Source organism: Neobacillus sp. SRL179, from assembly GCF_984799095.1.
This window is the reverse complement of the sequence record NZ_OZ481792.1, coordinates 2692987-2718287: the sequence shown is the minus strand read 5'-3', so window position 1 is coordinate 2718287 and position 25301 is coordinate 2692987. Positions and strand designations below refer to the sequence as shown.

General features: G+C 39.9%; 19 protein-coding genes. 18 read left to right on the top strand and 1 reads right to left on the bottom strand.

The annotated features are described in order from the left end of the window. Window positions 1-14: 14 nt before the first annotated feature. The 10 genes from AC4E8C_RS13365 (at window position 15) to AC4E8C_RS13320 (ending at window position 14557) form a co-directional block, all read left to right on the top strand. Window positions 15-821 (top strand): uroporphyrinogen-III synthase, encoded by an 807-nt coding sequence (locus tag AC4E8C_RS13365; protein WP_490207179.1) that lies wholly within the window; start codon window positions 15-17, stop codon window positions 819-821. Between the two features lie 543 nt (window positions 822-1364). Further along, window positions 1365-2732 carry an NAD(P)-dependent oxidoreductase gene (locus AC4E8C_RS13360; protein ID WP_490207178.1) on the top strand — a complete coding sequence of 456 codons (1368 nt, stop codon included), beginning with the start codon at window positions 1365-1367 and terminating at the stop codon, window positions 2730-2732. 17 nt (window positions 2733-2749) lie between these two features. Beyond that, window positions 2750-4036, top strand: coding sequence for an NAD-dependent dihydropyrimidine dehydrogenase subunit PreA (gene preA / locus AC4E8C_RS13355; RefSeq protein ID WP_490207177.1), 1287 nt, complete (start codon window positions 2750-2752; stop codon window positions 4034-4036). A gap of 20 nt (window positions 4037-4056) precedes the next feature. Then, on the top strand, window positions 4057-5478 hold the full coding sequence (gene hydA / locus AC4E8C_RS13350) for a dihydropyrimidinase (protein ID WP_490207176.1): 1422 nt from the start codon (window positions 4057-4059) through the stop codon (window positions 5476-5478). 136 nt (window positions 5479-5614) lie between these two features. Beyond that, the gene (locus AC4E8C_RS13345; RefSeq protein WP_490207175.1) at window positions 5615-7087 is read left to right on the top strand and encodes an NCS1 family transporter; all 1473 of its coding nucleotides are present in this window, start codon (window positions 5615-5617) and stop codon (window positions 7085-7087) included. A gap of 45 nt (window positions 7088-7132) precedes the next feature. Continuing rightward, window positions 7133-7351, top strand: coding sequence for a hypothetical protein (locus AC4E8C_RS13340; protein WP_490207174.1), 219 nt, complete (start codon window positions 7133-7135; stop codon window positions 7349-7351). Between the two features lie 94 nt (window positions 7352-7445). After that, a complete protein-coding gene (locus AC4E8C_RS13335; RefSeq protein ID WP_490207173.1) occupies window positions 7446-9062 on the top strand; it encodes a PucR family transcriptional regulator in 1617 nt (538 codons plus the stop codon). A gap of 177 nt (window positions 9063-9239) precedes the next feature. Beyond that, entirely contained in the window at window positions 9240-10706 is a 1467-nt protein-coding gene (locus tag AC4E8C_RS13330; protein ID WP_490207172.1) for a CoA-acylating methylmalonate-semialdehyde dehydrogenase, read from the top strand. A 53-nt stretch (window positions 10707-10759) separates the two neighbouring features. Next, window positions 10760-12115 carry an aspartate aminotransferase family protein gene (locus AC4E8C_RS13325; protein WP_490207171.1) on the top strand — a complete coding sequence of 452 codons (1356 nt, stop codon included), beginning with the start codon at window positions 10760-10762 and terminating at the stop codon, window positions 12113-12115. Between the two features lie 195 nt (window positions 12116-12310). Then, complete coding sequence (locus tag AC4E8C_RS13320) at window positions 12311-14557, top strand: AAA domain-containing protein (RefSeq protein ID WP_490207170.1); 2247 nt, start codon at window positions 12311-12313, stop codon at window positions 14555-14557. Window positions 14558-14674: 117 nt separating this feature from the next. Here AC4E8C_RS13320 and AC4E8C_RS13315 read toward each other — a convergent pair whose 3' ends face one another. Next, entirely contained in the window at window positions 14675-15877 is a 1203-nt protein-coding gene (locus AC4E8C_RS13315) for an MFS transporter (protein WP_490207169.1), read from the bottom strand. A gap of 442 nt (window positions 15878-16319) precedes the next feature. Between AC4E8C_RS13315 and proB the strand changes: the two genes are divergently transcribed. The 8 genes from proB to AC4E8C_RS13275 all read left to right on the top strand — a co-directional run bounded on the left by proB (window position 16320) and on the right by AC4E8C_RS13275 (window position 25293). Next, the gene (gene proB, locus AC4E8C_RS13310) at window positions 16320-17432 is read left to right on the top strand and encodes a glutamate 5-kinase (protein WP_490207168.1); all 1113 of its coding nucleotides are present in this window, start codon (window positions 16320-16322) and stop codon (window positions 17430-17432) included. Window positions 17433-17440: 8 nt separating this feature from the next. Continuing rightward, the gene (locus tag AC4E8C_RS13305) at window positions 17441-18682 is read left to right on the top strand and encodes a glutamate-5-semialdehyde dehydrogenase (RefSeq protein WP_490207167.1); all 1242 of its coding nucleotides are present in this window, start codon (window positions 17441-17443) and stop codon (window positions 18680-18682) included. A 98-nt stretch (window positions 18683-18780) separates the two neighbouring features. Further along, entirely contained in the window at window positions 18781-21060 is a 2280-nt protein-coding gene (locus AC4E8C_RS13300; RefSeq protein WP_490207166.1) for an ATP-dependent DNA helicase, read from the top strand. Between the two features lie 104 nt (window positions 21061-21164). Beyond that, complete coding sequence (locus AC4E8C_RS13295) at window positions 21165-21962, top strand: hypothetical protein (protein ID WP_490207165.1); 798 nt, start codon at window positions 21165-21167, stop codon at window positions 21960-21962. 27 nt (window positions 21963-21989) lie between these two features. Next, entirely contained in the window at window positions 21990-22853 is an 864-nt protein-coding gene (locus AC4E8C_RS13290; RefSeq protein WP_490207164.1) for a DUF3307 domain-containing protein, read from the top strand. 129 nt (window positions 22854-22982) lie between these two features. Beyond that, window positions 22983-23237 (top strand): FeoA family protein, encoded by a 255-nt coding sequence (locus tag AC4E8C_RS13285; protein ID WP_490207163.1) that lies wholly within the window; start codon window positions 22983-22985, stop codon window positions 23235-23237. Then, on the top strand, window positions 23227-23919 hold the full coding sequence (locus AC4E8C_RS13280) for a FeoB small GTPase domain-containing protein (protein ID WP_490207162.1): 693 nt from the start codon (window positions 23227-23229) through the stop codon (window positions 23917-23919). Before AC4E8C_RS13285 ends, AC4E8C_RS13280 begins: the two co-directional genes overlap by 11 nt. Next, window positions 23920-25293: a nucleoside recognition domain-containing protein gene (locus AC4E8C_RS13275; protein WP_490207161.1), complete on the top strand. Its 1374-nt coding sequence runs from the start codon at window positions 23920-23922 to the stop codon at window positions 25291-25293. It abuts the gene before it with no gap. Window positions 25294-25301: the final 8 nt, after the last annotated feature.

The window sequence follows — 25301 nt, the reverse complement described above, 5'->3', positions numbered from 1 at the left end:
GTGAGGTTAAGGCAATGGAAAAGGGTCTAACTGGAAAACGAGTGATGGTAGGCGGTTCACGTAAAATTGAAGAAATTAGTAAGTTAATAGAAAAACAAGGTGGCGTTCCACTTGTCCGTCCCCTTCAAGGAACGGTATTTTTAGCTGAACAAGAATTGGAACCTGATATACTTGAGTTTATCCAAAAGGGGGCTGATTGGGTTATATTCACAACTGGTACTGGTATTGAGACATTGGTACAAGTGGCTGAAAAACTCGGCTTAGCTGAAAGATTTATAGAAAGTGTTGGAAAGGCAAAGGTAGCTGTGCGCGGATATAAAACACTGGCTGCACTTAAAAAAATTGGGATTAAACCAATAGCGGTTGATGAGGATGGGACAACCAATGGGTTGGTTCGTAGACTAGAAGGATTTGACTTCTCTAAAAAAAGAATAATGGTTCAGTTACATGGTGAAACAGCCTCTAAACTAACTCGGTTTTTAGAAGATCGGGGTGCAGCAATCCAAAAAATTCTTCCGTACCAGCATATTGCCCCTGCTGCTGAAACCGTTGAATTAGTATGTAAAGAACTGATCACGCACCAGTGTGACGCAGTCTGTTTTACAACAGCTGCTCAAGTACGGTCACTTTTTGAGTATGCGCGGGATCATCAACTAGAAAAAGAGATTAAAGCTTGTTTTAACCATCATGTACTAGCTGTTGCGATTGGTAAAGTAACATTTGAAGCTCTTTGCGAGGAAGAGATTGAGCGTGTCCTTGTACCTGAGATCGAAAGAATGGGTGCAATGATTGTTGCTCTTGCTAAATATTATCAACAGTAACAAAATTCTGCGTACCTTCTAGGAAGGTACTTTTTTTTGGTCAGTTTTTCCAGCTATAATTTCTATTGTTATAAAATGTCGATAAATTTTTTTAAGCACAGTTTATATCGATACTTGAGTCTGAGAAGGTTTACCGAGAAACTGGTGAGCTTAACTTACTAAAAAAACAATGGAAGATAATTTGACAGTTCGATTTGTTTTTACAATTTTTTTGCTATGCTTATGTTAAATTGATAAAGTATTCAGAAAAGTACAAGAAGTATTCCTATCTGCCAACCCAACAATCCAGTCTAATTCTACTTTACAATTCATCTTAAGCTAATTCCTCCATGTAAATGACCCAATTTCTTTTTACATAGTGGTTAATTAAAGGTTTGCATCATTTTACAGATTGTTAGCTGAAATGACTATGTTAGGTCTGTAGAATGAAAATAAGATGCAGAATTTTCTGCGAACAATAAAATCTTCTCAAAAAGGGGGTCGGTTTTATCGATATAAAAAATAAATAAAGCGCTTACATTTTAAAAAAAGGGAGGGTTTCTTTTGGCAAATGAAAAGGTACTGCGGCTATCCTTAACCAATCTTGAACAGAATTTTCTAGAGGTGGAACAAGGTTTAACAAACCAAGAAGCGATGGAAGAATCGAATCGATGTCTATATTGCTATGACGCTCCATGCATTAAAGCCTGCCCTACAGGTATCGATATTCCCACTTTTATTAAAAAAATTGCCTCAGGAAACTTACTAGGATCTGCAAAAACAATTATGTCCTCTAATCCAGTGGGAGCCAGCTGTGCAAGGGTTTGTCCTACAGAAGAACTCTGTGAGGGTGCATGTGTCCTCAATCATTCCACAAAACCAATCATGATTGGGAATCTGCAGCGTTATGCCACTGATTGGGCCATTCATAATAAAAAACAACTTTTTCAGCCCGGTATCCCAAATGGTAAGACCGTAGCCGTAATTGGCGGCGGACCTGCAGGTTTATCAGCGGCTAGGGAACTTGCAAGACTAGGGTTCCAAGTAACCATCTTTGAAGCTGCCGATAAAGCCGGGGGCTTAAATACGTATGGAATCGTATCGTTTCGGTTACCTCAAAGGATTTCTTTCTGGGAAGTGGAACAGGTTGAGAAATTACAAGTAAAAATTAGGACCAACACCGTGGTAGGCAAGGATATTTCAGTTGAAGAAATAACAAAAAATTATGATCATGTGGTTTTAGCAGTTGGAATGGCACACGTTCCAAACCTCGGGGTGGAAGGCGAAACCTTAGAGGGTGTCTACGATGCCATAGAATTTGTAAAGGAAACAAAAAGCGGGCAGTTATCGGCTGGGTTTGTTGGTAAACGAGTCGTCGTCGTGGGTGCTGGAAATACAGCAATTGATGGTGCAACTTGTTCAATTCGTTTAGGTGCCGAGAATGTAAAAATTTTATACCGAAGAACGGAAGAAGAAATGACAGCTTATGATTTTGAATATGAATTTGCTAAACAAGATGGAGTAGAATTTCGTTGGTTAACCGCTCCAAAACGAATCATTGGCAATGAAAACGGCCGTGTAATCGGAATTGAATGTGTCAAAATGAAGCTCGATGCGAAAGAACAGGATGGTCGGCGACGCCCTATTGTGATCGAAGGTTCAGAGTTTGTGATTCCTGTCGATGCAGTCATAAAAGCAATCGGTCAAACAAGGCACTTGGAATTAATCGAGGCGTTTGATCTTGAACATGCAGGCGGTGTTGTCAAAGTCAATCAGGACACAATGCAAACGTCCAATCCGAAAATTTTTGCTTGCGGGGATGTGGTATTTGGAAAAGGGAACGGTGATGCCATGGTTGTAACCGCCGCAGAGCAAGGGAAAAATGTTGCCTATGCGATTCAAAAGCAATACGCGGCTGTAGGTTCTGTATAAACAAAGGGGGAGAAGAGATGGCTGATTTACGTACGAATCTTGCAGGGATCATGTCGCCTAATCCATTCTGGCTTGCGTCCGCACCACCGACCAACTCCGGATATCAGGTGCAAAGAGCCTTTGAAGCAGGCTGGGGCGGTGCGGTATGGAAAACATTAGGGGATCCAATCTTAAACGTTTCATCGAGATTTGCTGCCAATCATTTTAATGGGAAAAGAGTAGCAGGATTTAATAATATTGAGCTCATTACCGATCGGCCATTAGACATAAATTTAAAAGAAATCTATGAAACGAAAAAAAGATTCCCTAACCATGCCATCATCGCTTCATTAATGGTTGAGCCTCAGCAGGAAAAATGGCATGAAATTGTGAAGCGTGTCGAAGATGTAGGTGTGGATGGACTCGAGCTGAATTTTGGCTGCCCGCATGGAATGGCTGAGCGCGGCATGGGTTCTGCCTCCGGGCAGGTACCGGCACTGGTTGAACGTCAAACCTACTGGGTAAAAGAAGTAGCGAAAACACCAGTAATCGTTAAATTAACTCCCAATATAACGGATATTACCGCAACAGCTGAGGCTGCCTGTGAAGGTGGTGCTGATGCGATCAGTATGATTAACACGATTAACAGTTTAATGGGCGTGGACCTCGATACCTGGAATACGATTCCTCATGTAGCTGGGAAAGGCGCTCACGGCGGCTATTGTGGACCTGCTGTTAAGCCCATCGCCTTAAATATGGTGGCAGAATGTGCTAGGCATCCACAAATCAATGTACCGATCTCAGGCATTGGCGGGATCTCTACTTGGCAGGATGCAGTTGAATTTATGCTCATGGGTGCAAGCGGTGTTCAAGTATGTACGGCTGCCATGCATCACGGCTTTAGAATCGTCGAGGATATGATTGATGGATTAAGCAATTACTTAGATGGGAAGGGAATCTCTTCTGTTTCAGAAATTGTTGGAAAGTCTGTACCAAGATATTCAGATTGGGGAAACTTGGACTTAAACTACAATATTGTAGCTAAAATCAATCCAGATGTTTGTATCAACTGCAATAAATGTCATATCGCTTGTGAAGATACATCCCATCAGTGTATTGATATGTTGACGGATGCTTCGGGGAAAAGCTATCTCAAGGTTCGTGAAGAGGATTGTGTGGGCTGTAACCTTTGCTCAATCGTTTGTCCCGTTGATGGCGCGATTGATATGGTTGAGGCTGCGAGAGAGCTGCCGCCTATGACATGGAATGAGCGGCAGTCAGCTTTAAATGCCGCTGTTGAGTGCAAAGCTGATATAACAAAATAATAGTTTAGGAGGAATGATTGATGAAAAGGATTATTAAGAATGGCACGATTGTCACTGCTTCCGACACCTATCAAGCAGAAATTTTAATTGAAGATGGAAAAATAACGCAAATCGGCTCTAATCTATCTGCAATTGGAGCGGAAATCATCGATGCGAAAGGATGCTTAGTTTTTCCTGGCGGCATCGATCCCCATACCCACTTAGATATGCCTTTTGGCGGGACTGTTACCAAGGATGATTTTGAAACAGGAACCATTGGAGCTGCTTTTGGCGGTACCACAACGGTCATTGACTTTTGCTTAACAAATAAAGGTGAACCGTTAAAAAATGCAATTCAAACCTGGCATGCTAAATCTAGGGATAAAGCAGTGATTGACTATAGCTTTCATTTGATGATTTCAGAAATTAATGAGGACGTTTTAAATGAACTTCCACAGGTCATTAACGAAGAGGGCATTACATCGTTTAAGGTGTTTATGGCCTACAAAAATGTCTTTCAGGCTGATGATGCCACCCTTTTCCGCACACTTCTATTAGCCAAAGAGCATGGAGCATTAGTCATGGTCCATGCTGAAAATGGTGATGTAATTGATCACCTAACCACCAAGGCACTTCAAGATGGAAATACAGACCCCATTTATCATGCTTTAACAAGACCGCAGGAACTAGAAGGAGAGGCCACGGGCAGAGCGGCCAACTTTACCGGTTTAGCAAATTCGCAGCTTTACGTTGTTCACGTATCCTGCGCTGATGCAGTCGAACAAATTACGAAAGCTAGGAGTAAGGGGATAAATGTCTGGGGAGAAACCTGTCCACAATATTTAGTCCTTGATCAAAGTTACTTAGAAAAGCCTAATTTTGAAGGGGCAAAATATGTTTGGTCACCGCCCTTACGCGAAAAGTGGAACCAAGAGGTTTTGTGGAATGCCTTAAAGAGCGGGCAATTGCAAACACTTGGCTCCGACCAATGTTCATTTGACTTTAAAGGACAAAAAGATTTAGGCAGAGATGACTTTACCAAAATCCCGAATGGCGGGCCGATTATCGAGGATCGAATATCAATTTTATTCTCAGAGGGGGTGAAAAAAGGGCGGATTAGTCTAAATCAGTTTGTGGATCTTACCTCCACGCGAGCTGCTAAGCTGTTTGGCCTATTCCCTAAAAAAGGGACGATTTCAATTGGTGCTGACGCGGATCTTGTCATTTTTGATCCGACTGTAGAACGTGTTCTTTCAGCTGAAACCCATCATATGGCAGTTGATTACAATGCCTTTGAGGGAATGAAGGTCACAGGTGAGCCTGTTTCTGTGTTAGTGCGTGGGGAATATGTGGTCCGCGACAAGCAGTTTGTTGGCAAACCTGGTTCTGGCCAATATTTGAAACGGGAAAAATATAGTGTCAATACCCCGTTAAGTCATGATCAAACCATAACCGCAAAATAGCTCAAATCCAATAATAAATGCACTCCTGTAATTGCTCAAGGCACTTCCCTGAGCAATTACCCTTTCCATTTTAATCTGACCTGTCGTCTTTTAATCTTGGGTTATTAAAATATTATTGAAAACGAGGAGTGTTTATATGAAAAAAAGCCACTTGAAATCACCAGATTTATTCCCCATCCATCATAAAGACAGGAAAATTACCAAATTAGGTTTTTCATTTATGTGGGTAGGAATGGTGGTCGTTCTTGCCACCTTTGCAATCGGCGGGGCAGGGGTTATGAGCCTTTCATTACCATGGGTCATTCTGGCTACAGTAATTGGCAGTTTGGCGATTGGCTTTTTCATCTCTTTAATAGCCGATATTGGAATTGAACATGGAATATCATTTCCAGTGTATATGCGGGCACCATTTGGAACCATTGGTACCCATATTCCTTCGATTACCCGCGGAATAACGGCCTCTATGTGGTTTGGTGTTAATACTTATTTTGGTTCTACAGCGATGAATGGAATTTTAAATATTTTATTTGGCTTTGATAATTGGTTTGTCTGCTTCCTGATTTTTGCGGTTGTTCAATTAGTCAATACCGCACTTGGTATTAAATCGATTGAACGGTTTGCTGATTTAGCTGCACCGATTATTCTAATCATCTCCTTATGGATGTATGTTTCATTATCCGATCAAGCTGCTGCAGCGGGAAGAAGTGTTTGGAGCTGGGTAGAATCCCCAGTAACAGGCGGTGCTGCTTTTTCTGCCTTTTTAGTTGTTATATTTAGTAATATGGGCTTTTGGGCCACATTAAGTGCAGATATTCCCTCCATTTCTCGGTATATGAAAGCACCGATGAACGAAAAAAATTGGTTTAAGCGAAATAAGGCTTCGTTAATTGGAAATCTTGTGGCAATGCCTTTAACTCAAACGTTTATGATCATCATAGGAGCTGTTTCCTATATAGCTGTGTTAAATGCGGACCCAGTTGTGGCGCTTCAAAAGGCAGCTAGCGGTTTTATCCTTGCTATATTGCTGCTGATGATTGTCTTAGCCCAGTGGTCAACTAATACAGCAGCAAATGTAGTACCAGCCGCAACGATTTTCTCAAATGTTGGCGGTCCTAGGTTTCCATTTTGGGCGGGTGTTATCACGGCTGGTATTGTCGGAACAGTGGTTCAGCCATGGCAATTGTTTGACATCATCATTCAAGTGCTGCTCTTTGTCGGTGGTATTTTAGCTGCTATTGTGGGCATCTTGTTTGCCGATTATTATTTGCTCCGAAAAAGACGAGTGAATGTCCCTGATTTATATGAAGATCAAGGACAGTATCGGTATGCGGGCGGTGTAAACTTAGCCGGTTTCATTGCCTGGATTATCGGGGCAGGCGTTTCCTATTTTACGCCCGATTATGGGTTTCTAGTAGGGTTTATTATTGGGGCAGGAATCTACTATATTCTTGCGAAAAATTGGTGGTTTAAAAAGTATAAGCAAGCAGAAATAGAAGATCCAAGTGATGAAAAATATTTGGGAATATCAGTTGGGCGTGATTGGGTTATTGAGGAGAAAGCCTATGAAACTGTCGAAGACGAGATCCCAAATAATGTGGATTTATATTAAATGGATGGATATTCCAGATCGTTTAAAGAAAAAAGGGAGGTCTATATGTCAGATTATCAACAATACTTAAATGAGCGGGATAAAATTGATTTTTTACTCCAAAAGGGTTGCCTTATAAGTGGTGTAAGAGAACATTTAAATGGGGCCACTGTTGATTTTTTACACCACAATGGAAATGTAACTGAAACACTTATAATAGGGACAGCAAATGGACGGAAATATTTTTCCAGTCTATTAATTAATCAAAATCAGGCAAAAATCTAAACTGGTTATATGGTGGAATAAGTAGAAAAGGATTGGTTGACATGCCAATCCTTTTCCACTAATTTTAAAGTTTTAATTTCAAGGGGATATGCCTATGAAAGAACATATTCAATTTACAGTAGCTGATATTTTAAAACGGAAGCATTTTGAACAGGCAGGGGTGATCGCTGGAAATAGGGGCATTCAACGAATAGTCAAATGGGTGCATGTGGTTGAAGTCACCAAGATTGGCAAACTTTTAAATGGACATGAGCTTATTTTATCAACTGGTGTTGCCTCGAAGGATGATGTGAACTTGTTTGTTTCCATGGTACGGGAGTTGATTGATAACAAGGCAGCTGGGTTATGTATAGAAATGGGAACCTACATGTCTGAAATTCCTGCTGATGTGATAGAGATTGCCAATGAACATAACTTTCCAATCATTATTTTTCAAAAAGAAGTCCCGTTTGTGGAAATTACACAAGATATTCACTCAGTCATCATAAACCAGCAATATCAAAAAATATCTGATTTGGAAAATTATTCACAGAGTTTAAATAAGCGCTTATTGACGATTGAAACCTATGAAGATATCCTCCAATTTATTTTCTCGGCCCTGGATCTACAAATCATCTTTCGTCTAAAAAATCAGGAATACTTATTTGTTCCTGAAATAAGTCCCAAGGAACAAAATACGATTATTGATCAGTTGGAAGGCGCCACTTCAAAGGTCAATGATTATTTTGCCTCCTCTCCGATTTCCTTATTTGGGCAGGAGTACGCTGATTTATCCATTTATTCATCGGACATTCCCATCAATGAATACGATTTATTAATTTTAGACCGAACGGCAACGGCTATGGCTCAGCATTTATTAAGAGAATTGTATGTGGAGGAAAAAAAGCGTGTAGAGGAGTTTGAATGGCTCCACGGCTGGCTCGAGGGCGAACATTCACTCGAAGATATACAGGAATATTTAATCGAGAATGGTGTTAAAGCTAAAACAAATGATGTGGCAGTGGTCATTACGAAGCATTTCCCTGTTAAGGAAAAAACCAGTCAAGATGTTACCTATATGAAACTATTATTTCGTTCCGTTTTTGAACAGAATGGCTTTGCTGTATTTTTCGTAGAAAAGCGCAATGAAATTACTTTTATTCTCTTAAATATTCGAACGAAAAGTAATTTAAAAGAACGGATTAAAAGAGCAATTGAATCGATTCAAGAGTCAGAATTTATCCGCAAGCAAAGTTCTTCAAAGTTGATCATTGCAGCAGGAAAGTTTATTTTTTCACTCAGTGAAGTACATAAGAGTTATCAAACAGCGAAAGAAACCCTTCGAATTCAACAAAAGATGAAAAACAATCAAATCTATCAATTTTATGAGGATTTGCATTTATATCGGCTAATTTCACAAATGAGTAAACATACGGATTTGCGGGAACTGGCATCAGAATATCTTCAGCCGGTCATGTTATATGATCAAAAATATAATGGCAAGCTCCTTGAAACGTTAAAAGCCTATTTGGAGTGTAACGGCTCTAAGCAAGAAACGTCCAATAAACTTTTTATTGTACGACAAACTTTATATCATCGATTGCAAAAGCTTGAAAACCTGTTAGGTGAAGATTTTATGGAACATGAGAAAAGGGTTGCTATTGAATTTATGCTTCTTGTTCACGATTACTTAGAGTCTTCGCAACAAAATAGCATGAACCAAGCATTGTAGCCGAGAATCGCTCCTAACCTAAATGTTAAATGAATGTTCAATTTGTTGCAGAAAATCTATCAGTCATTTTACAGAATGTCTAATGAAAGCCTTTTATAGATGCGAGATAATAAGTTTATAAGTCTTCGATGTCGTAAGGTTTTCAAAATATGATTAGAAAAATAAGGAGGAAAAGACATGAATGTGACCCAAAATGAGACAGTGGTTTTGAAAAATTTTATTAATGGCGAATGGGTGGCCTCGATAAGTGAACAAACACTTGATGTTCCCAATCCAGCTACTAATCAAGTGTTAACAAAGGTCCCTGTCTCTTCAAAAGAGGATGTTAATCTTGCTGTTACGGCCGCAAAGGAAGCATTTAAACAATGGAAAAGTGTACCAGTCCCAAAAAGAGCAAGAATTCTCTTTAAATACCACTACTTGTTAACAGAAAATCATGAAGAATTAGCAAGATTGATTGTTCTTGAGAATGGCAAGGCATATAAGGAAGCTTACGGTGAAGTGCAAAGAGGCATTGAGTGTGTCGAATTTGCATCAGGTGCGCCAACTTTAATGATGGGTGAAACGTTATCGGGGATTGCAGAAGACATCGATTCGGAAATGTTCCGCTATCCTTTAGGCGTCGTTGCCGGAATAACTCCGTTCAATTTTCCAATGATGGTGCCATTATGGATGTTTCCTCTAGCAGTAGCCTGTGGAAATACGTTTGTGTTAAAACCGTCTGAACGGACGCCGATGTTAGCAAACCGATTAGCAGAATTGTTCACGGAGGCAGGTGCACCTAAGGGGATCCTCAATGTTGTCCATGGTGCCCATGATGTTGTTAATGGTTTACTCGAGCATCAAGATATCGCAGCCATCTCCTTTGTCGGTTCACAACCAGTAGCCAAATATGTATACGAACGGGCGGCAGCTGAGGGAAAGAGAGTTCAAGCTCTGTCTGGTGCGAAGAATCATCATATTGTTATGCCCGATGCTAACATAGATAAAGCTGTTCAAAATATCATAAGTTCTACGTTTGGAAGCGCTGGTCAACGCTGCATGGCTTGCAGTGCGGTTGTAGTGGTCGGTGAGAATCAGCCGTTTGTGACAGCATTGAAGAAGAGTGCGGATGAGTTAACGATCGGGAACGGAATGGATGATGAGGTGTTGTTAACGCCTGTTATTCGTAAGGAGCACCGTGACAAAGCTATTGGCTATATCGAAAAGGGGATATCAGAAGGCGCTGAGTTAATTCGAGATGGACGCAGGGAAATGGATGATCTCCCTGAAGGGAATTTCTTAGGCCCAACCATTTTTGATCATGTGACCCCAGAGATGACCATTGCTAGAGAAGAAATCTTTGCACCGGTATTAAGTTTATTGCGTGCTAAAGACCTTGATGAAGGATTAGACTATATCCGTAAATCTAGGTTTGGAAATGGCGCCACAATCTATACAAATAATGCAAAAGCAGTCCGTCAATTCCGGGAAGAAGCCGAAGCGGGTATGCTTGGAATTAATGTTGGTGTTCCAGCCACAATGGCATTCTTCCCATTCTCGGGCTGGAAAGATTCCTTCTATGGGGACCTCCATGTAAATGGAAAAGACGGTTTAAACTTCTATACACGGAAAAAAATGATCACATCTAGATTTGACGCATAGAATAAGTGCAAAAGTGAGTAATGGTGTCAGGCACCAATAATGGAGGGATGGGAATGGTTCAAACAAGCGGGTCACATGAGACGTTATTGGCTCAGGATGATCAATATGTGTGGCATTCGATGAAGCCTTACAATCCGAAAGCAACTCTTGTTGCGACGAAGGCTGAGGGGTCGTGGGTAACGGATGCAGATGGGAAACGCTATTTGGATGCAATGGCAGGATTATGGTGTGTGAATGTTGGTTATGGGCGGACAGAACTGGCGGAAGCAGCTTATGAGCAATTAAAAGAGATGGCTTATTTTCCACTATCCCAAAGTCATGTCCCTGCTATTAAACTAGCGGAAAAGCTCAATGAAATACTTGGAGATGACTATGTCATCTTTTTCTCAAACAGCGGCTCAGAGGCAAATGAAACCGCCTTTAAAATTGTGAGGCAGTACCACCAGCAAAAAGGTGAACATAACCGTTATAAAATCGTTTCCCGCTACCGTGGTTACCATGGTAATTCGATGGGGGCATTAGCGGCAACAGGGCAGGCGCAAAGAAAATATAAGTATGAACCGCTCGCACCTGGGTTCATCCATGTTTCACCTCCTGATTCCTACCGTGATGATACCAATGTTGCGGATCCAAGTGAACTATCATCAGTAAAAGAAATTGACCGAACGATGACATGGGAATTGAGTGAAACGATTGCGGCGATGATCATGGAACCAATCATAACGGGCGGCGGCATTCTCGTTCCACCGGATGGGTATATGAAAGCAACCAAAGAAGTCTGTGAAAAACACGGGGCCCTGCTCATTGTCGATGAAGTTATTTGCGGCTTTGGCCGGACAGGGAAACCCTTTGGTTTTATGAATTATGATGTGAAACCGGACATTATTACCATGGCAAAAGGGATTACCAGTGCGTATTTACCACTTTCCGCGACAGCTGTTCGAAAAGATATTTACGAAGCATTTAAGGGTACGGAGGAATATGATTACTTCCGCCACGTCAATACATTTGGCGGGAATCCCGCTGCATGTGCATTAGCATTAAAAAACCTAGAGATAATGGAAAAAGAAAAATTGTTTGATCGATCAAGAGATTTAGGTGCCCAGCTCTTGAATGATTTAACCAATCTGCTTCAGGATCATCCTTATGTTGGTAATGTTAGAGGGAAGGGCTTATTAATAGGAATTGAGCTCGTAAAGGATAAAAGTACAAAGGAACCATTAGATGCTGATCTTGTATCTCAAGTTATCACAAGTTGTAAACAGGCCGGGGTTATTATCGGAAAAAATGGAGCAACGGTTGCTGGATATAATAATGTGTTAACCCTGGCGCCACCGTTAAACATTGAACAAATCGATTTACAATTTCTTGTCAAAACCCTGACAGAATCACTAAATAATATCCGCTAACGTTTATTAAGAACCACTAGTATGCTTACTTGATTGTCAGATACTAGTGGTCTTTTTATGTAAGTTTTTATTGCAGTGGATACATTTTTTGCAAAGATTGGTCTATAATGAATAAACATGCGATAGTAATTTCATCAAAAAAGGAGTTCAATCTTCAATAGGTTGAACTTTTTTCATTTAAAAGGAAGAGATGTAATGATTAGTACGGTTTCATATATTAAAGAGTGGCAGCAGGCGCTCCAGAATGAAATAACCTATTTAAAAAGATATGGCAGTAACAAAGTTCTTGTTTTAAATGGCAGACTGTTATCTAATGATGGTACTTTTACCTATTATTTTGATACCTCTGCATCTGTTCGTATTCCTGTAGGTTCCTCGATTAGACTTGAATGGGGAGGAATGAAACAGAAGGGGCGCGTGTTATCATCAGAAGGTAAAGTGATCATCCTTTCCGTCGAACGATCATTTGGTGACTTGATTTCAGAAGCAACCCTTTTTCATGATCCATGGGAACTGCTTGAACAGCTCATTCAGCGCCTTGATGAAATAAAAAAAAGTAAGCAAAAACGGCTTCGAGTCAAAAAATTAATGGATCCATCCATGCCAGCACAGCATCCAATCGATAAAATAAAAAGCAATGTTCACGAATTAGTGTTACGGTCAAAATATAATCCGGTTACTTTCGTTTGGGGACCGCCGGGTACTGGAAAAACCTACACATTAGCCAGAACGGCTGCCAATAAATACTTTCAAGAAAAGCGTGTGTTGATCTTATCACACAGTAATCAAGCGGTAGATGTCCTGATCAATGAAATCGCTAATTTTATTAAAAAGAAAGACCGTTATCGTGAGGGAGATGTTCTTCGCTATGGTTTCAACTCGGGTGATTTGCTTGTTAATCACGAAGACATTACAACTAGTCAGTTAATCGAGAAGCAAGATCCCTATCTTGCTGAGGATAAAAATAAATTAATGGAAGAAAAACGGAATCTTAAGCAGGACTTAGCACAATCTTTTAGCAAACGGGACACTGATCATTTATTAGAACTGGAGACCAAGATTGTTCGAATACAAGAAAAGATTCGCCAAAAAGAAATTCAGTTTGTGAAAGATGCCTATATAGTGGGGACAACACTAGCAAAAGCTGCGAGCGACCCTGCCATCTATGAAACAGAGTACGATGTCATCATCCTTGATGAGGCGAGTATGGCTTATGTTCCACAGGCTGCGTTTGCAGCTTCACTTGGCAAACGGATCATTATTTGCGGTGATTTCAAACAATTGCCGCCAATTGCTGCTTCAAGGGACCCTCTTGTGACCACCTGGTTGAAAGAAGATATTTTTCACCGCGCTGGAGTCGTAGATTGGGTGAATGATGGAAACGTCCATCCGCATCTGTTTTTATTGAAAGAACAACGCCGAATGCACCCGGATATATCAGCCTTCACCAATCAATATATCTACCATTCGCTAGTCGGTGATCATGAAAGTGTGTGGAAAAGCAGAAATGAAATCGTCGATAAAGCTCCGTTTCCCAATCGAGCTTCAGTACTGGTTGATACAAGTTTTACTGGGGCTCACTGTATGACAGAGCGCACTTCGTATTCAAGATTGAACCTTTGGCAGGCGTGTGTTTCCTTTCAATTAATTCATGAATCCTATTTGAGCGGCTTAAGGTCGATTGGTTATGTGACACCATACCGCGCCCAAGCCAGCCTAATGGAAATAATCCTAGAGGATTTATACGAAAAAGAAAGGGTAACAGCAGATATTATTGCCGCCACTGTTCACAAGTTTCAAGGCAGTGAGCGGGATGTCATGGTCTTTGACACAGTTGACAGTGAGCCGCAAACTCGTGCAGGCATGCTTTTAACTGGAAAAGATAGTGAACGGCTGATAAATGTAGCGATTACGAGGACAAAAGGGAAGTTTATTCATGTTAGCAATCAATCGTTTATTCGGAAATCTGTGTATACTCGAAAAACGATAAGACAGCTTGTGGAATACCAACAGAAACATCGGCAAACGGTTGGAACCGTGGATATAGGAACGTGGATTAGACATCAGCACCCAAAATTACAATGGGTGCATGCTCGTAATGTAGAAAAGGTTTTTCAAGATATTGAATTGGGCTGCCAGTCTATTGTGATTTCGTTACCGAAACTAACCACCCTGACACAGGAATGGAAACAGAAATTAATTAATCGTAATCAGCATGTAAAATTAACGATTATTTCGGATGAAAAGTGGCTTGATCTTCGACCAGACAAAATAGTGGAGGAAGGACTTTCGTTTTCATTTATAATCATCGATTATAAAGTTTTGTGGCTAGGTTTACCGTTCGTTACGGGAAATGTTGTTCGTCCGCCTTATATTTCTGTTAGACTTGATTCGGAAAAGGTTTCAGATTATTTTTTGAGTCAGTTTTTAGTAAAAGAGTAGGAATTGGCTATTTTTCCAATTCCTACTCTTTATCGTTTTACATGGCAGATTTTTTCTCTAGTTGGGATGGATTTCAATTTCATCAAATTTCACTTGACTAATCGATCAATTTTGAAATTAATCTGTTTGAATGTCCGCCAAAGCCTTGCCTTGTATTGAATTTTTAACTTTAAAAGTTAAAACTAGTCCTATGACTAAGCAAAGAGACATAAATAGAAAGGCGCTTTTGAAACCTCCCCCATCTTCAATCAGCCAACCAGCTATTGTAGGACCAAGAAATTGCCCGATGGCAAAATAAAAGGTCACATAACTAAATGCTATAGGCATATCAGCTGTCCTTACGTAATCCATGCTTAATGCCTGTGTTAACGTAAACAAACCAGTGGTAGTACAGCTTAAAATAATGAGATGACAGGTAAATCCAAGGATTGTGGGGGAAAAAATAGGCAGGGCCATAGAAAATAAGGTAAGTCCCATCGTGAGTATTAATGAGGTCCTACGGCCAATTTTATCCGAAATAGATCCCCAAACAGGTCCGCTAAAAATTGATAGGATACCGTTTAACGCCATTAATTGGCCAGCGTATTTCGTATTGATTCCTGAATCTATCATATAGCTCATAATAAATATGGTTTGGACGATATAGGTGATTCCGATAATACCATAGATAAGCCCAACATTTATTACTTTAGGGTTTTTATAGACTTCTTTTAGGGAAGATGCTGGTTTGCTGTCCATTGCCATTTCCATTGGTGGATTTTTCACAAAGAATAGTGTGAGGAGGATTACAATGATACCAATGAGAAAAAATATCCCCCAAGACCATCTCCAGCCGTTTTCTGGATTAACGCTGCTAAGATATGGAACGATTATGCCTGAAAATAGGATACCGAGGCCTGCACCGCTGGTAGTTAGCCCGATGATGGTCCCCTTTTTTTGGGGAAACCAAGCAACGAGTAGAGAGATGAAGGGTGTATAGGTGAATGACGTTCCAATTCCTAATAAGATCATAAAAAGAAAGGTGATCCAATAAGAAGTCGTAAAGGCAAGCCCCAATAATCCTAATGTTACAAGTGATATCCCAAGTAAAATGGTACGTTTACTGCCCCATTTAGAGGCAAGAACTCCTGCGAAAATAATGGTACTTAAATAGCCGAGTGAAGTGGTTGTTCCAAGATAACCCGCTTCTTTATATGTAAGGTGGAGCCCATCCCGCATAAATGGCAGGATAATGCCATAAGAAAGTCTTGCGAAAGCAAGTACGACGACGGTTGTTAACATACCGATCAACCCATACACCCACAAGCGTTTATTTTCCATTTAGGAATCTCCCTTTTATGATCGATTACGAACCTGCTATGTCACTTAACATTCTATTCTATTTGTTTAATTTAAATGTTAAATAGTATGGTAAACTTTTAATCGGTAAGCGATTTCTTTAAATTTTCAAAAAATTATATTGACAATTTCCTAATTTCTATGGATAATCAAAGGAAATTATCATAAGGAAAATGTATGGGACTAGTAAATCATTGGAATGTGATAGAGAGTGAAACCCAAAGGCTGAAAGGTTTCTCATAAAAAGATGATTGAACCTGCCCTCCGAATGCTGCTTATGCTAACATAAGTCGTACCCCACGTTACGGGTTCAAGAGGATGCTTGCATCAATGAAGGTGGTACCGCGGAAACGATTATATTCCGTCCTTTTTTAAGGACAGAATATGGTCGTTTTTTATTTTTTGAAGAAGGGTCGAGCTTAAAATGAAGAAACAGCTAGTGGTCGTAAAAATTGGGAGCAGTTCACTTACGAATGCTTCCGGAACCATTTCTGAAGAGAAAATACGTGATCACGTCGAGTCACTTGCATTTTTAAAAGCCCAAGGACATGAGGTCATTTTGATTTCATCGGGTGCAATTGCGGCGGGATTTGGCTCACTTGGCTATCCATCGCGGCCTAATAGTACGGCTGGGAAACAAGCAGCTGCTGCGGTTGGTCAAGGGTTATTAATGCAGCATTATATTCAATTATTTAATGAGTTTCATATGGTACCAGCGCAAATCTTATTAACTCGTGAAGATTTTTACAGCAAGATCCGCTTTCAAAACCTTTTTTCCACCATTCATGAATTGCTTCAAAGAGGTGTCTTGCCAATCATAAATGAAAACGATTCGGTATCGATTGAGGAATTGACCTTCGGTGACAACGATTTGCTGTCAGCGCTAGTAAGCGGATTTTTACATGCCAATGCGCTGATTATTTTAACGGATATTAATGGGCTTTATGATGGAAATCCAAGGGTTTCAAAAGAAGCAAAAAAATATAATTTTATCCCTGAAGTTTCTGAAAAACTTTTAAGTGTTGCCGGGGACAGCGGTTCTTCGGTTGGAACTGGCGGGATGAAATCAAAGTTATTAGCAGCTAAGAAAGCTTTATCACTAGGTGTCAGCGTCTTTGTTGGAACTGGAACAGGTAAGGAAAAATTGGCTGATATTTTGGCAGGAAAAGGGGATGGAACCTATATTGGCGGTTCATTTCAAACGCAAATGCATATGCGAAAACAATGGATTGCTTTTCATTCGCAGGTTAGCGGCGGAATTGAAATAGATGAAGGTGCTGAGAAAGCCATTCTGTTTCATGGTAAAAGTCTTCTGCCAGTTGGAGTTACAAACGTATTAGGTGACTTTAATGCTCTAGATGTTGTCGAAGTAAGAAATCAAAAAGGAAAAATGGTTGGAAAAGGACAGATTTATTATTCTTCAAAGGATTTATTAATGGTAAAAGGGTTACCGAGTGACCAATCAAAAGGATATTCCATTAACAAAAAAGCAGAAGTGATTCATCGGGATAATTGGGTCACATTGCCGAAGGAGTGAATGAGAGAATGAGTGAATTAATAGAAAAAGCTAGTAAATTAAAAAAAGCAGCTAAGCGATTGGGAATGCTGACATCGGATGAAAAAAACGAGGCACTTTTGAAGATAGCAGATTATTTATTAACGGAAAAAGAATGGATAATGAGTGAAAATGCGAAGGATATTGAGGCCGGCAAAGAAAAAAAACTATCGCCATCCCTTTTGGACCGATTGCTTTTAACAGAAGAAAGGATTGATCAGATTGTTGATGGAGTTCGCCAATTAATCACTCTTACTGATCCTATTGGGGAAACAATTGAGGCATGGGATCGGCCGAATGGATTACAAATTAAAACCATTCGGGTACCGCTTGGGGTCATTGGCATGGTATATGAAGCCCGTCCAAATGTGACCGTGGATGCGGGCGGTCTTTGTTTAAAAGCAGGGAATGCCGTTCTCTTACGAGGAAGTTCTTCTGCTATTCATTCCAATAAAGCTCTCGTCCATGTTATGCATCAGGCCCTAGAGAACACAGCATTTCCTGCTGACGCAGTACAACTTTTAGAAGATACTTCACGTGAAACCGCAGGAGAAATGTTTAAATTAAATCAATATTTAGATGTACTGATTCCTCGGGGGGGAGCTAGCTTAATTCAATCGGTCATTCAAAATGCAACGGTGCCTGTTTTAGAAACGGGAGTCGGAAATTGTCATGTCTTTATTGACGAGACGGCAAAAAAAGATATGGCGATTGAAATTGCTATTAATGCCAAATTACACAGACCGTCGGTTTGTAATGCCGCTGAAACAGTACTTATTCATGAAAACTGGCCCTATCAATCGGAATTACTGAACAGATTATATGAAAAAGGTGTCGAACTGCGAGGTGATGAAAAACTGGCCGCTGCTTATTCGTTCATTAATCAAGCAACTGAAGAAGATTGGTACACGGAATTTCTAGCCCCAATTTTAGCAGTTAAACTTGTGAGTGATGTAACGGAAGCAATCGAACATATTGATGTATATGGCACAAAACACTCAGAAGCCATTATTAGTGAAAATCATGAAAATGTCCAATTATTTTTCCAAGCAATTGATGCAGCAGTTTTATACCATAATGCTTCCACTCGTTTTACCGATGGAGAACAGTTTGGTTATGGCGCAGAAATTGGGATCAGTACGCAGAAATTGCATGCCCGCGGGCCAATGGGATTAAAGGCTCTAACGACAACAAAGGCGATTGTGCAAGGAACCGGACAAATCCGCTCCTAATAACCATGAATATCCGGCGCAAATGTGCGCCTTTTTTTTTGCTTTCTGATATACTAAAAATACAAACATACATTCTAGTATAGTGAGCTGATGAACACGTGACAGATGCCATTCAAATATCGGTAAGAACGCTGGTTGAACATGTTTATCGGGGCGGAAGTATTGATTCCCGTTTTCGCTCCCAATCCACTCTGACCGATGGGACAAGGATTCATCAAAAAATCCAGAAAACATATCAAGACGAAGATCAAAAGGAAGTATATTTGCGTGCGGAAATTCCCTTTGATGGTCTTACTTTTTGCATTGATGGTCGATGTGATGGGCTATTGTTTCGTAACGACGAAGTTATAGTCGACGAAATCAAATCTTTCTCCCAGCCCCTCGAACAGCTTGAAGGGGAAGGATATCCAGTCCACTGGGCTCAGGCTAAGATGTATGCCTATATGATTGCACATGATCATAATTTAGAAGAAATTTTTGTCCAGTTAACCTATGTCCACGTTGAAAGTGAGGAAACAAAATATTTTAAGCAAAAGTATACTCGATCTGAACTGAATAACTTTGTTTTAGAGGTCATCAACAGCTATGCTCCTTTCGCAAAATTACAAAACACGCATCGAGCAAAACGAAATGAAAGCTGTAAAGAGCTAGCCTTCCCATTTGATACCTATCGTAGTGGCCAACGAAAACTAGCTGGAGCGGTTTATAAGACCATACTTGATAGAAAAACTCTCTTTGCTCAAGCACCCACAGGGATTGGAAAGACGATTTCAACGATATTTCCAGCTGTTAAGGCAATGGGCGAGGGAGAGCTTAATCGGTTGTTTTATCTAACTGCAAAAACGATAACCCGAACAACAGCAGAAGAGGCGTTTACGCGGATGCGCTCATGCGGACTTTGTTTGAATAGTGTTACTATTACAGCTAAAGACAAAGTTTGTTTCAAAGAGGAAACAAATTGCCAAAAGGAATACTGTGAATTCGCCAATGGTTATTATGACCGCATCAATGATGCCATTCTTGATATATTAAGCAATGAAAATAGTATGACCCGTGAGGTAATTGAAGCCTATGCCCGAAAGCATACGGTCTGCCCGTTTGAATATTCACTAGATTTGGCATATGCAGTCGATGCGATTATTTGTGACTATAACTATATCTTTGACCCAAAGGTGTCATTAAAACGCTTGTTCGAAGAGCAAAAGAAGTCTACGGCCTTACTCGTGGATGAGGCCCATAATCTTGTGGACCGCGGCCGGGAAATGTTTTCAGCTTCCCTTAACAAAGAAATGTTTCTTCAATTGAAGAAAGACTTTAAAGGTGTAAATAAAACAATTTATGAAGAGGCTAGTCAATTAAATGCTGCGTTTATTTCCATAAAAAAGCAAAATGAGGGTCAAAAAGAATTTGTTTTAAAGGGACTGGATGATTCATTTATGGAACATCTTGGTCGATTTATAATCGATGCGGAGCAAGCGCTGAAAATAGAGCCATTACCAGTTTTACTTGAGACTTATTTCAAGGTAAATCAATTCCTAAAAGTAGTCGAGTATATCGATGAACAGCACTATGTCATCTATGCGGAAAAAATTAAAAATGATCTAGTAGTGAAATTGTTTTGCTTTGATCCTTCCCAACTTCTTCGGCAAATGGGGAAAGGTTATCGCTCAAAGGTGTACTTTTCCGCAACGCTTTCGCCATTATCCTATTATCTGGATATGCTGGGCGGAACTGCTGAAGATTATGTTATTTCGATCCCATCACCATTTTCAGAAGAGCAGGTTGATGTGTTAATTAAGCCCGTATCCACACGGTACCGTGATCGAGAACGGACGAAGAGTGCTATTGTTTCGGTAATACAATCGTTAGTGCAAAAACGACCAGGGAATCATTTGATTTTTTTCCCATCCTATCAATATTTATTGTCTGTTTATGATCAATTCAAGCTTGAAGATGACCACACCAAAACGTTAGTTCAAGCTACAGGAATGTCAGAAGCAGAAAGAGAAGCATTTTTAGAGGAATTTAAGCCGGATCAGAAGGAAACATTACTCGGTTTTGCAGTAATGGGCGGTATCTTTTCAGAAGGAATTGATTTGATTGGAGATCGTTTAAATGGAGTGGTTGTGGTAGGTGTTGGGTTACCACAGCTTTGTTTTGAGCGGAATCTTATTAAGGATCATTTTTATCAAAAGGGCAAAAATGGGTATGACTATGCTTATTTATATCCGGGGATGAACAAGGTGTTACAAGCAGGAGGACGATTGATTCGCTCCGAATATGATCAGGGGACAATTGTGCTGATTGATGACCGATTTCTACAAAATCAGTATCAAATGCTCTTACCTGAGGAGTGGAGTAAGTATACAATCATTTAATATATAGTCCACTTATACTAGAGGGTCGAATTTGATTCTAGTTTGACTATTTAATCTAACTTTATTAAAATTAGATTAAATAATCTAATTAGGGTGAGGAAACCGTGGAAAACCCCATTTCAATTTTTATTTGTGATGTAAGTAACTCTTCGGCGGAGAACATCGGAGATGAACTAACCGTCTATCTAGATGATATCGTTAACCTAATCACTACATGGACTAATGATATTGTTCCTGTAAAAGTGAAACATCGGGCAGGGGATGAAATAATTTTCGTGGGCTCTGGTTATTCTACCGCCTACCTCATTGCATTTTACGTAAGCAGAATTTGGAAATATCAAGACCATAAACCTTATTTTGGTTTATCAGTTGGTGATAGTAATAAAGAGGTAGCGGAGGTGGATCTTGAGAAATGGATCCATCCTTTAGTTAAGCAGGCAAGATATGCAAACGATTTATTAAAACAAGAACAAAATAGACCACTCTTTAAATTTGAACTTGACCAATTTTATCACGAAAATCCAAGTAATTCTTTTGTATACGATCAGTTTAGAAGTGAATTCGAATCTTTATTCAATACATTACTTCAGTTGCAGTACACACTCGTTAAGGAACAAACCAAGATTCAGGAGCTTGTGTGCACTTCCTATCTGATCTTGCAGCAGCAAAAAGCAGTTGGAATCCTGCTTGGTAAAACGGCACCGACGATCTCAAGTCATTATAAGAAGGGGAAAAGTGAAGAAATCCTGAATACCTTTCATCGATTAATTAACAACTTGGATTCCTTGGAAAATAAGGCTTATGGAGATTCTGGAAATAATCAGCGTAAACGAAGTGAACTATTATCCACCTCCATCAAAAAACACCTAAGAAATAATATTGAAACTATAGTCAAACCATAAAACTCGAGTAAATAGAGAGGAGAAACCATGCTTATTTTATGTTTAATTCTTGCTCATCTCCTTGCAGACTTTTATTTGCAAACCGATGAAATGGTGAAGGAAAAGCATAAAAATATCTGGAAACATTTGGCCCATCATTTTTTAATCACTGGAATGGTGCTATGCGGCTCCTTGATATATCACTTTACACCAGTAAACATTCTAACTTATTTCATCTATCCATTAGTTTTTATTGTTTTTTCTCATTATCTTATCGACCTATTAAAAATTAAACTACTTGATACGATAAAAATAACAAATGAGGAGAACTTAAAGCGGCTGAGTTTTTTTCTTATCGACCAATTGCTTCATCTTGTGATGATTATTCTGGCCTGTCATTTTTTCATTGGTATCAAGTTCACAAATCTTCTGGGAGTTTTCCAAGAGGGGCATAAGCTAAGTACAGTAAATGCAAGCTTATTTATTATCATTATTGTGATTCTAACGACAAGCGTAAGCGGACATTTGATCAGGATTCTTTTAGGGACCATACCAAACCAGCTTTTAAGTTTTGAAGGAAGGTATGCTTTTAAAACAGATAGACAAGAAGAACATTTTATCAATCATAAAATGGGAAAAAACGGTTTAACGGAGGAATACCATTACACGATCTTTTCAAAGCATGACCTTTCTCGCGGTAAATTAATTGGCTATATTGAGAGATTGTTAGTATTAGTCTTAACATTTTACAGTGCCTATCCTGCCATTGGATTTATTGTTGCAGCAAAATCAATTGCGCGATTCAAGCAGATGGATGACAGGGATTGGGCAGAGTACTTCCTGCTCGGCACACTCACCTCGATGTTCATTGGGATCTCACTTGGAATCGTATTACGTGAGGTTTTAACTTAAAATGAGATTCGTTAGCTGCCATTATAATTGGCAGCTATTTTTTTGAAAAATGTGGCAAAATCAGGAACTATTTCATATACTTATAAAAAAGTTGCACGAGGTAAAAACTTTGAAAAAGGGGAAAGAGAGATGGATAAACCTAATATTATTAAATTGGTGAATGGCGAAAAAGGAAATTTAATAAAGATTACTAACTTAAATTTAGATGGTGTGATGAGAAGAAGATTGTTAGATTTGGGTTTTGTAACAGGTGCCCATGTTGAGGTTGTCAGAAAAAGTCCACTGGGAGATCCAATTGCGTACCGAGTAAGCCAGACAACGATTGCCCTGCGAAAAGAAGAGAGTTCACGAATAGAGGGGGAGCTGTTATCCAATGGGGAATGAGTACCGAATTGCCTTAGCCGGAAACCCGAATACAGGAAAAAGCACCTTATTTAATGCGTTAACCGGCCTTAGACAACATACGGGAAATTGGGCAGGGAAAACCGTTTCCCTAGCAAAAGGCAGTGTTCCATTTAAAGATAAGACCTTTCATTTAATTGACCTCCCTGGTACGTATTCGCTTTTTTCCAATTCAACAGATGAAGAAGTAGCAAGAAATTATATTGTATTTGAAAAACCGGAGGTCACACTGGTTGTCTTGGACGCAACCTCATTAGAACGTAATTTCAATTTAGCGCTGCAGGTTTTAGAGATGACGAAAAATGTGGTGATTTGTATAAATTTAATTGATGTCGCTGAACAACAAGGGATCCATATAAATGAACGCCTGCTGACAAATCGGTTAGGAGTCCCAGTTATAAAAATTTCGGCGAGAAATAAGAAGGGGTTCCCTATGCTGCTTGATACCATTGACCGCATTGTTACAGGTGTCATTGAATGCCAGCCTGCACAGCTGATATATCCCCATGAAATTGAGGAAAAAATTAAAAAAATTGAACCAAAAGTTCAAGAAATAGTCGGGAATCAAATCTCTTCTCGCTGGGTTTCTTTACGGCTGCTAGATGGGGATGAGAGCTTGCTCAATGAAATAAGCAAACGGCTTGTATCGAAAGGGGTGGAGTAAATGAGTATTCAAGATCTATATACTGAAGCTCAGGGCTTATCGACCTCTAAGCTTCGAGATGACATTGTTCAACATCTTTACGAGCGCAGTCATAAGTTATGCGGGGAAGGGATTTCCTATACAAAGTCAAAGCGGGACACAAGAACGGAAAAACTCGATGCCATCTTTACTTCACCTATTTTTGGTTTTCCGATCATGATTGCGATGTTAGGGGTGTTGTTTTACTTAACGATTGCTGGGGCAAATATTCCATCCTCGATGCTGGCTGAGTTTTTTGGTTGGGTTGAGAAATATATTACTTCTTTCTTTACTCTGCTTCATTCACCTGAGTGGCTGAATGGTGTGCTTGTTCTCGGTCTTTATCGGGGAACGACGTGGGTTATTAGTGTGATGCTGCCGCCAATGGCCATTTTTTTTCCAACCTTTGCCCTGTTAGAGAATTATGGTTACTTGCCACGCGTTGCCTTTAACATGGATCGACTTTTTAAAAGGGTTGGTGCCCATGGTAAGCAATCCTTAACAATGGCAATGGGTTTTGGCTGTAACGCCGCAGCCGTCATTTCAACCAGGATTATTGAATCACCGCGAGAAAGAATGCTTGCCATTCTAACTAACAACTTTGTTCCATGTAATGGCCGCTGGGGAACGTTAATTGTATTAGCCTCTTTATTTATGGCGGCCAATTTTACAGGAGGTTTAAAATCACTTGTTACCACCGGAGTTATTGTAGGAATAGTCTTATTCGGAATTATCGTCACTTTCTTTGTCTCCTGGGTCCTATCAAAAACCGCACTTAAAGGAATCCCCACCCATTATACCTTAGAACTGCCACCCTACCGTAAACCTAAAATTTTCGATACAGTTATCCGTTCATCGCTCACAAAATCTTGGTCCGTGTTAGTTCGGGCTGTAAAAGTAGCCGCTCCAGCCGCCATTTTAACTTGGGTGTTTGCCAACATTTATATTGGGGATACAAGTATTCTCATGTATGCCGTTGAATTTTTAGAGCCGTTTGGAAAAATGCTTGGTCTTGATGGATACATCATGATGGCGTTTATTCTTGGATTACCAGCTAATGAAATTGTCCTGCCAATTCTGTTGATGGGTTATTTATCGACTGGCTCCTTAACGGAAGTTGATAACCTCGTTGATTTAAAACAAATCTTTCTTGACCATGGCTGGACATGGCTCACTGCCCTTAATATGATGTTATTTTCGCTGCTTCATTACCCATGTGGAACAACATTACTCAATATCTACAAGGAAACGAAAAGTAAAAAGTGGACCTTCTTAGCTTTCCTGATTCCAACTGTCCTGGCGATTTTAGTTCCCCTCATCATAACGCAAACGGTGAGATTGCTAGGATTAATTTAAGTGGTGTT

Coding starts and splice junctions, on each gene's coding strand:
- hydA (WP_490207176.1), top strand. CDS start 4,057: ATGAAAAGGATTATTAAGAATGGCACGATTGTCACTGCTTCCGACACC.
- AC4E8C_RS13285 (WP_490207163.1), top strand. CDS start 22,983: ATGGATAAACCTAATATTATTAAATTGGTGAATGGCGAAAAAGGAAAT.
- AC4E8C_RS13345 (WP_490207175.1), top strand. CDS start 5,615: ATGAAAAAAAGCCACTTGAAATCACCAGATTTATTCCCCATCCATCAT.
- AC4E8C_RS13320 (WP_490207170.1), top strand. CDS start 12,311: ATGATTAGTACGGTTTCATATATTAAAGAGTGGCAGCAGGCGCTCCAG.
- AC4E8C_RS13290 (WP_490207164.1), top strand. CDS start 21,990: ATGCTTATTTTATGTTTAATTCTTGCTCATCTCCTTGCAGACTTTTAT.
- AC4E8C_RS13315 (WP_490207169.1), bottom strand. CDS start 15,877: ATGGAAAATAAACGCTTGTGGGTGTATGGGTTGATCGGTATGTTAACA.
- AC4E8C_RS13275 (WP_490207161.1), top strand. CDS start 23,920: ATGAGTATTCAAGATCTATATACTGAAGCTCAGGGCTTATCGACCTCT.
- proB (WP_490207168.1), top strand. CDS start 16,320: ATGAAGAAACAGCTAGTGGTCGTAAAAATTGGGAGCAGTTCACTTACG.
- AC4E8C_RS13365 (WP_490207179.1), top strand. CDS start 15: ATGGAAAAGGGTCTAACTGGAAAACGAGTGATGGTAGGCGGTTCACGT.
- AC4E8C_RS13305 (WP_490207167.1), top strand. CDS start 17,441: ATGAGTGAATTAATAGAAAAAGCTAGTAAATTAAAAAAAGCAGCTAAG.
- AC4E8C_RS13325 (WP_490207171.1), top strand. CDS start 10,760: ATGGTTCAAACAAGCGGGTCACATGAGACGTTATTGGCTCAGGATGAT.
- AC4E8C_RS13280 (WP_490207162.1), top strand. CDS start 23,227: ATGGGGAATGAGTACCGAATTGCCTTAGCCGGAAACCCGAATACAGGA.
- AC4E8C_RS13340 (WP_490207174.1), top strand. CDS start 7,133: ATGTCAGATTATCAACAATACTTAAATGAGCGGGATAAAATTGATTTT.
- preA (WP_490207177.1), top strand. CDS start 2,750: ATGGCTGATTTACGTACGAATCTTGCAGGGATCATGTCGCCTAATCCA.
- AC4E8C_RS13330 (WP_490207172.1), top strand. CDS start 9,240: ATGAATGTGACCCAAAATGAGACAGTGGTTTTGAAAAATTTTATTAAT.
- AC4E8C_RS13335 (WP_490207173.1), top strand. CDS start 7,446: ATGAAAGAACATATTCAATTTACAGTAGCTGATATTTTAAAACGGAAG.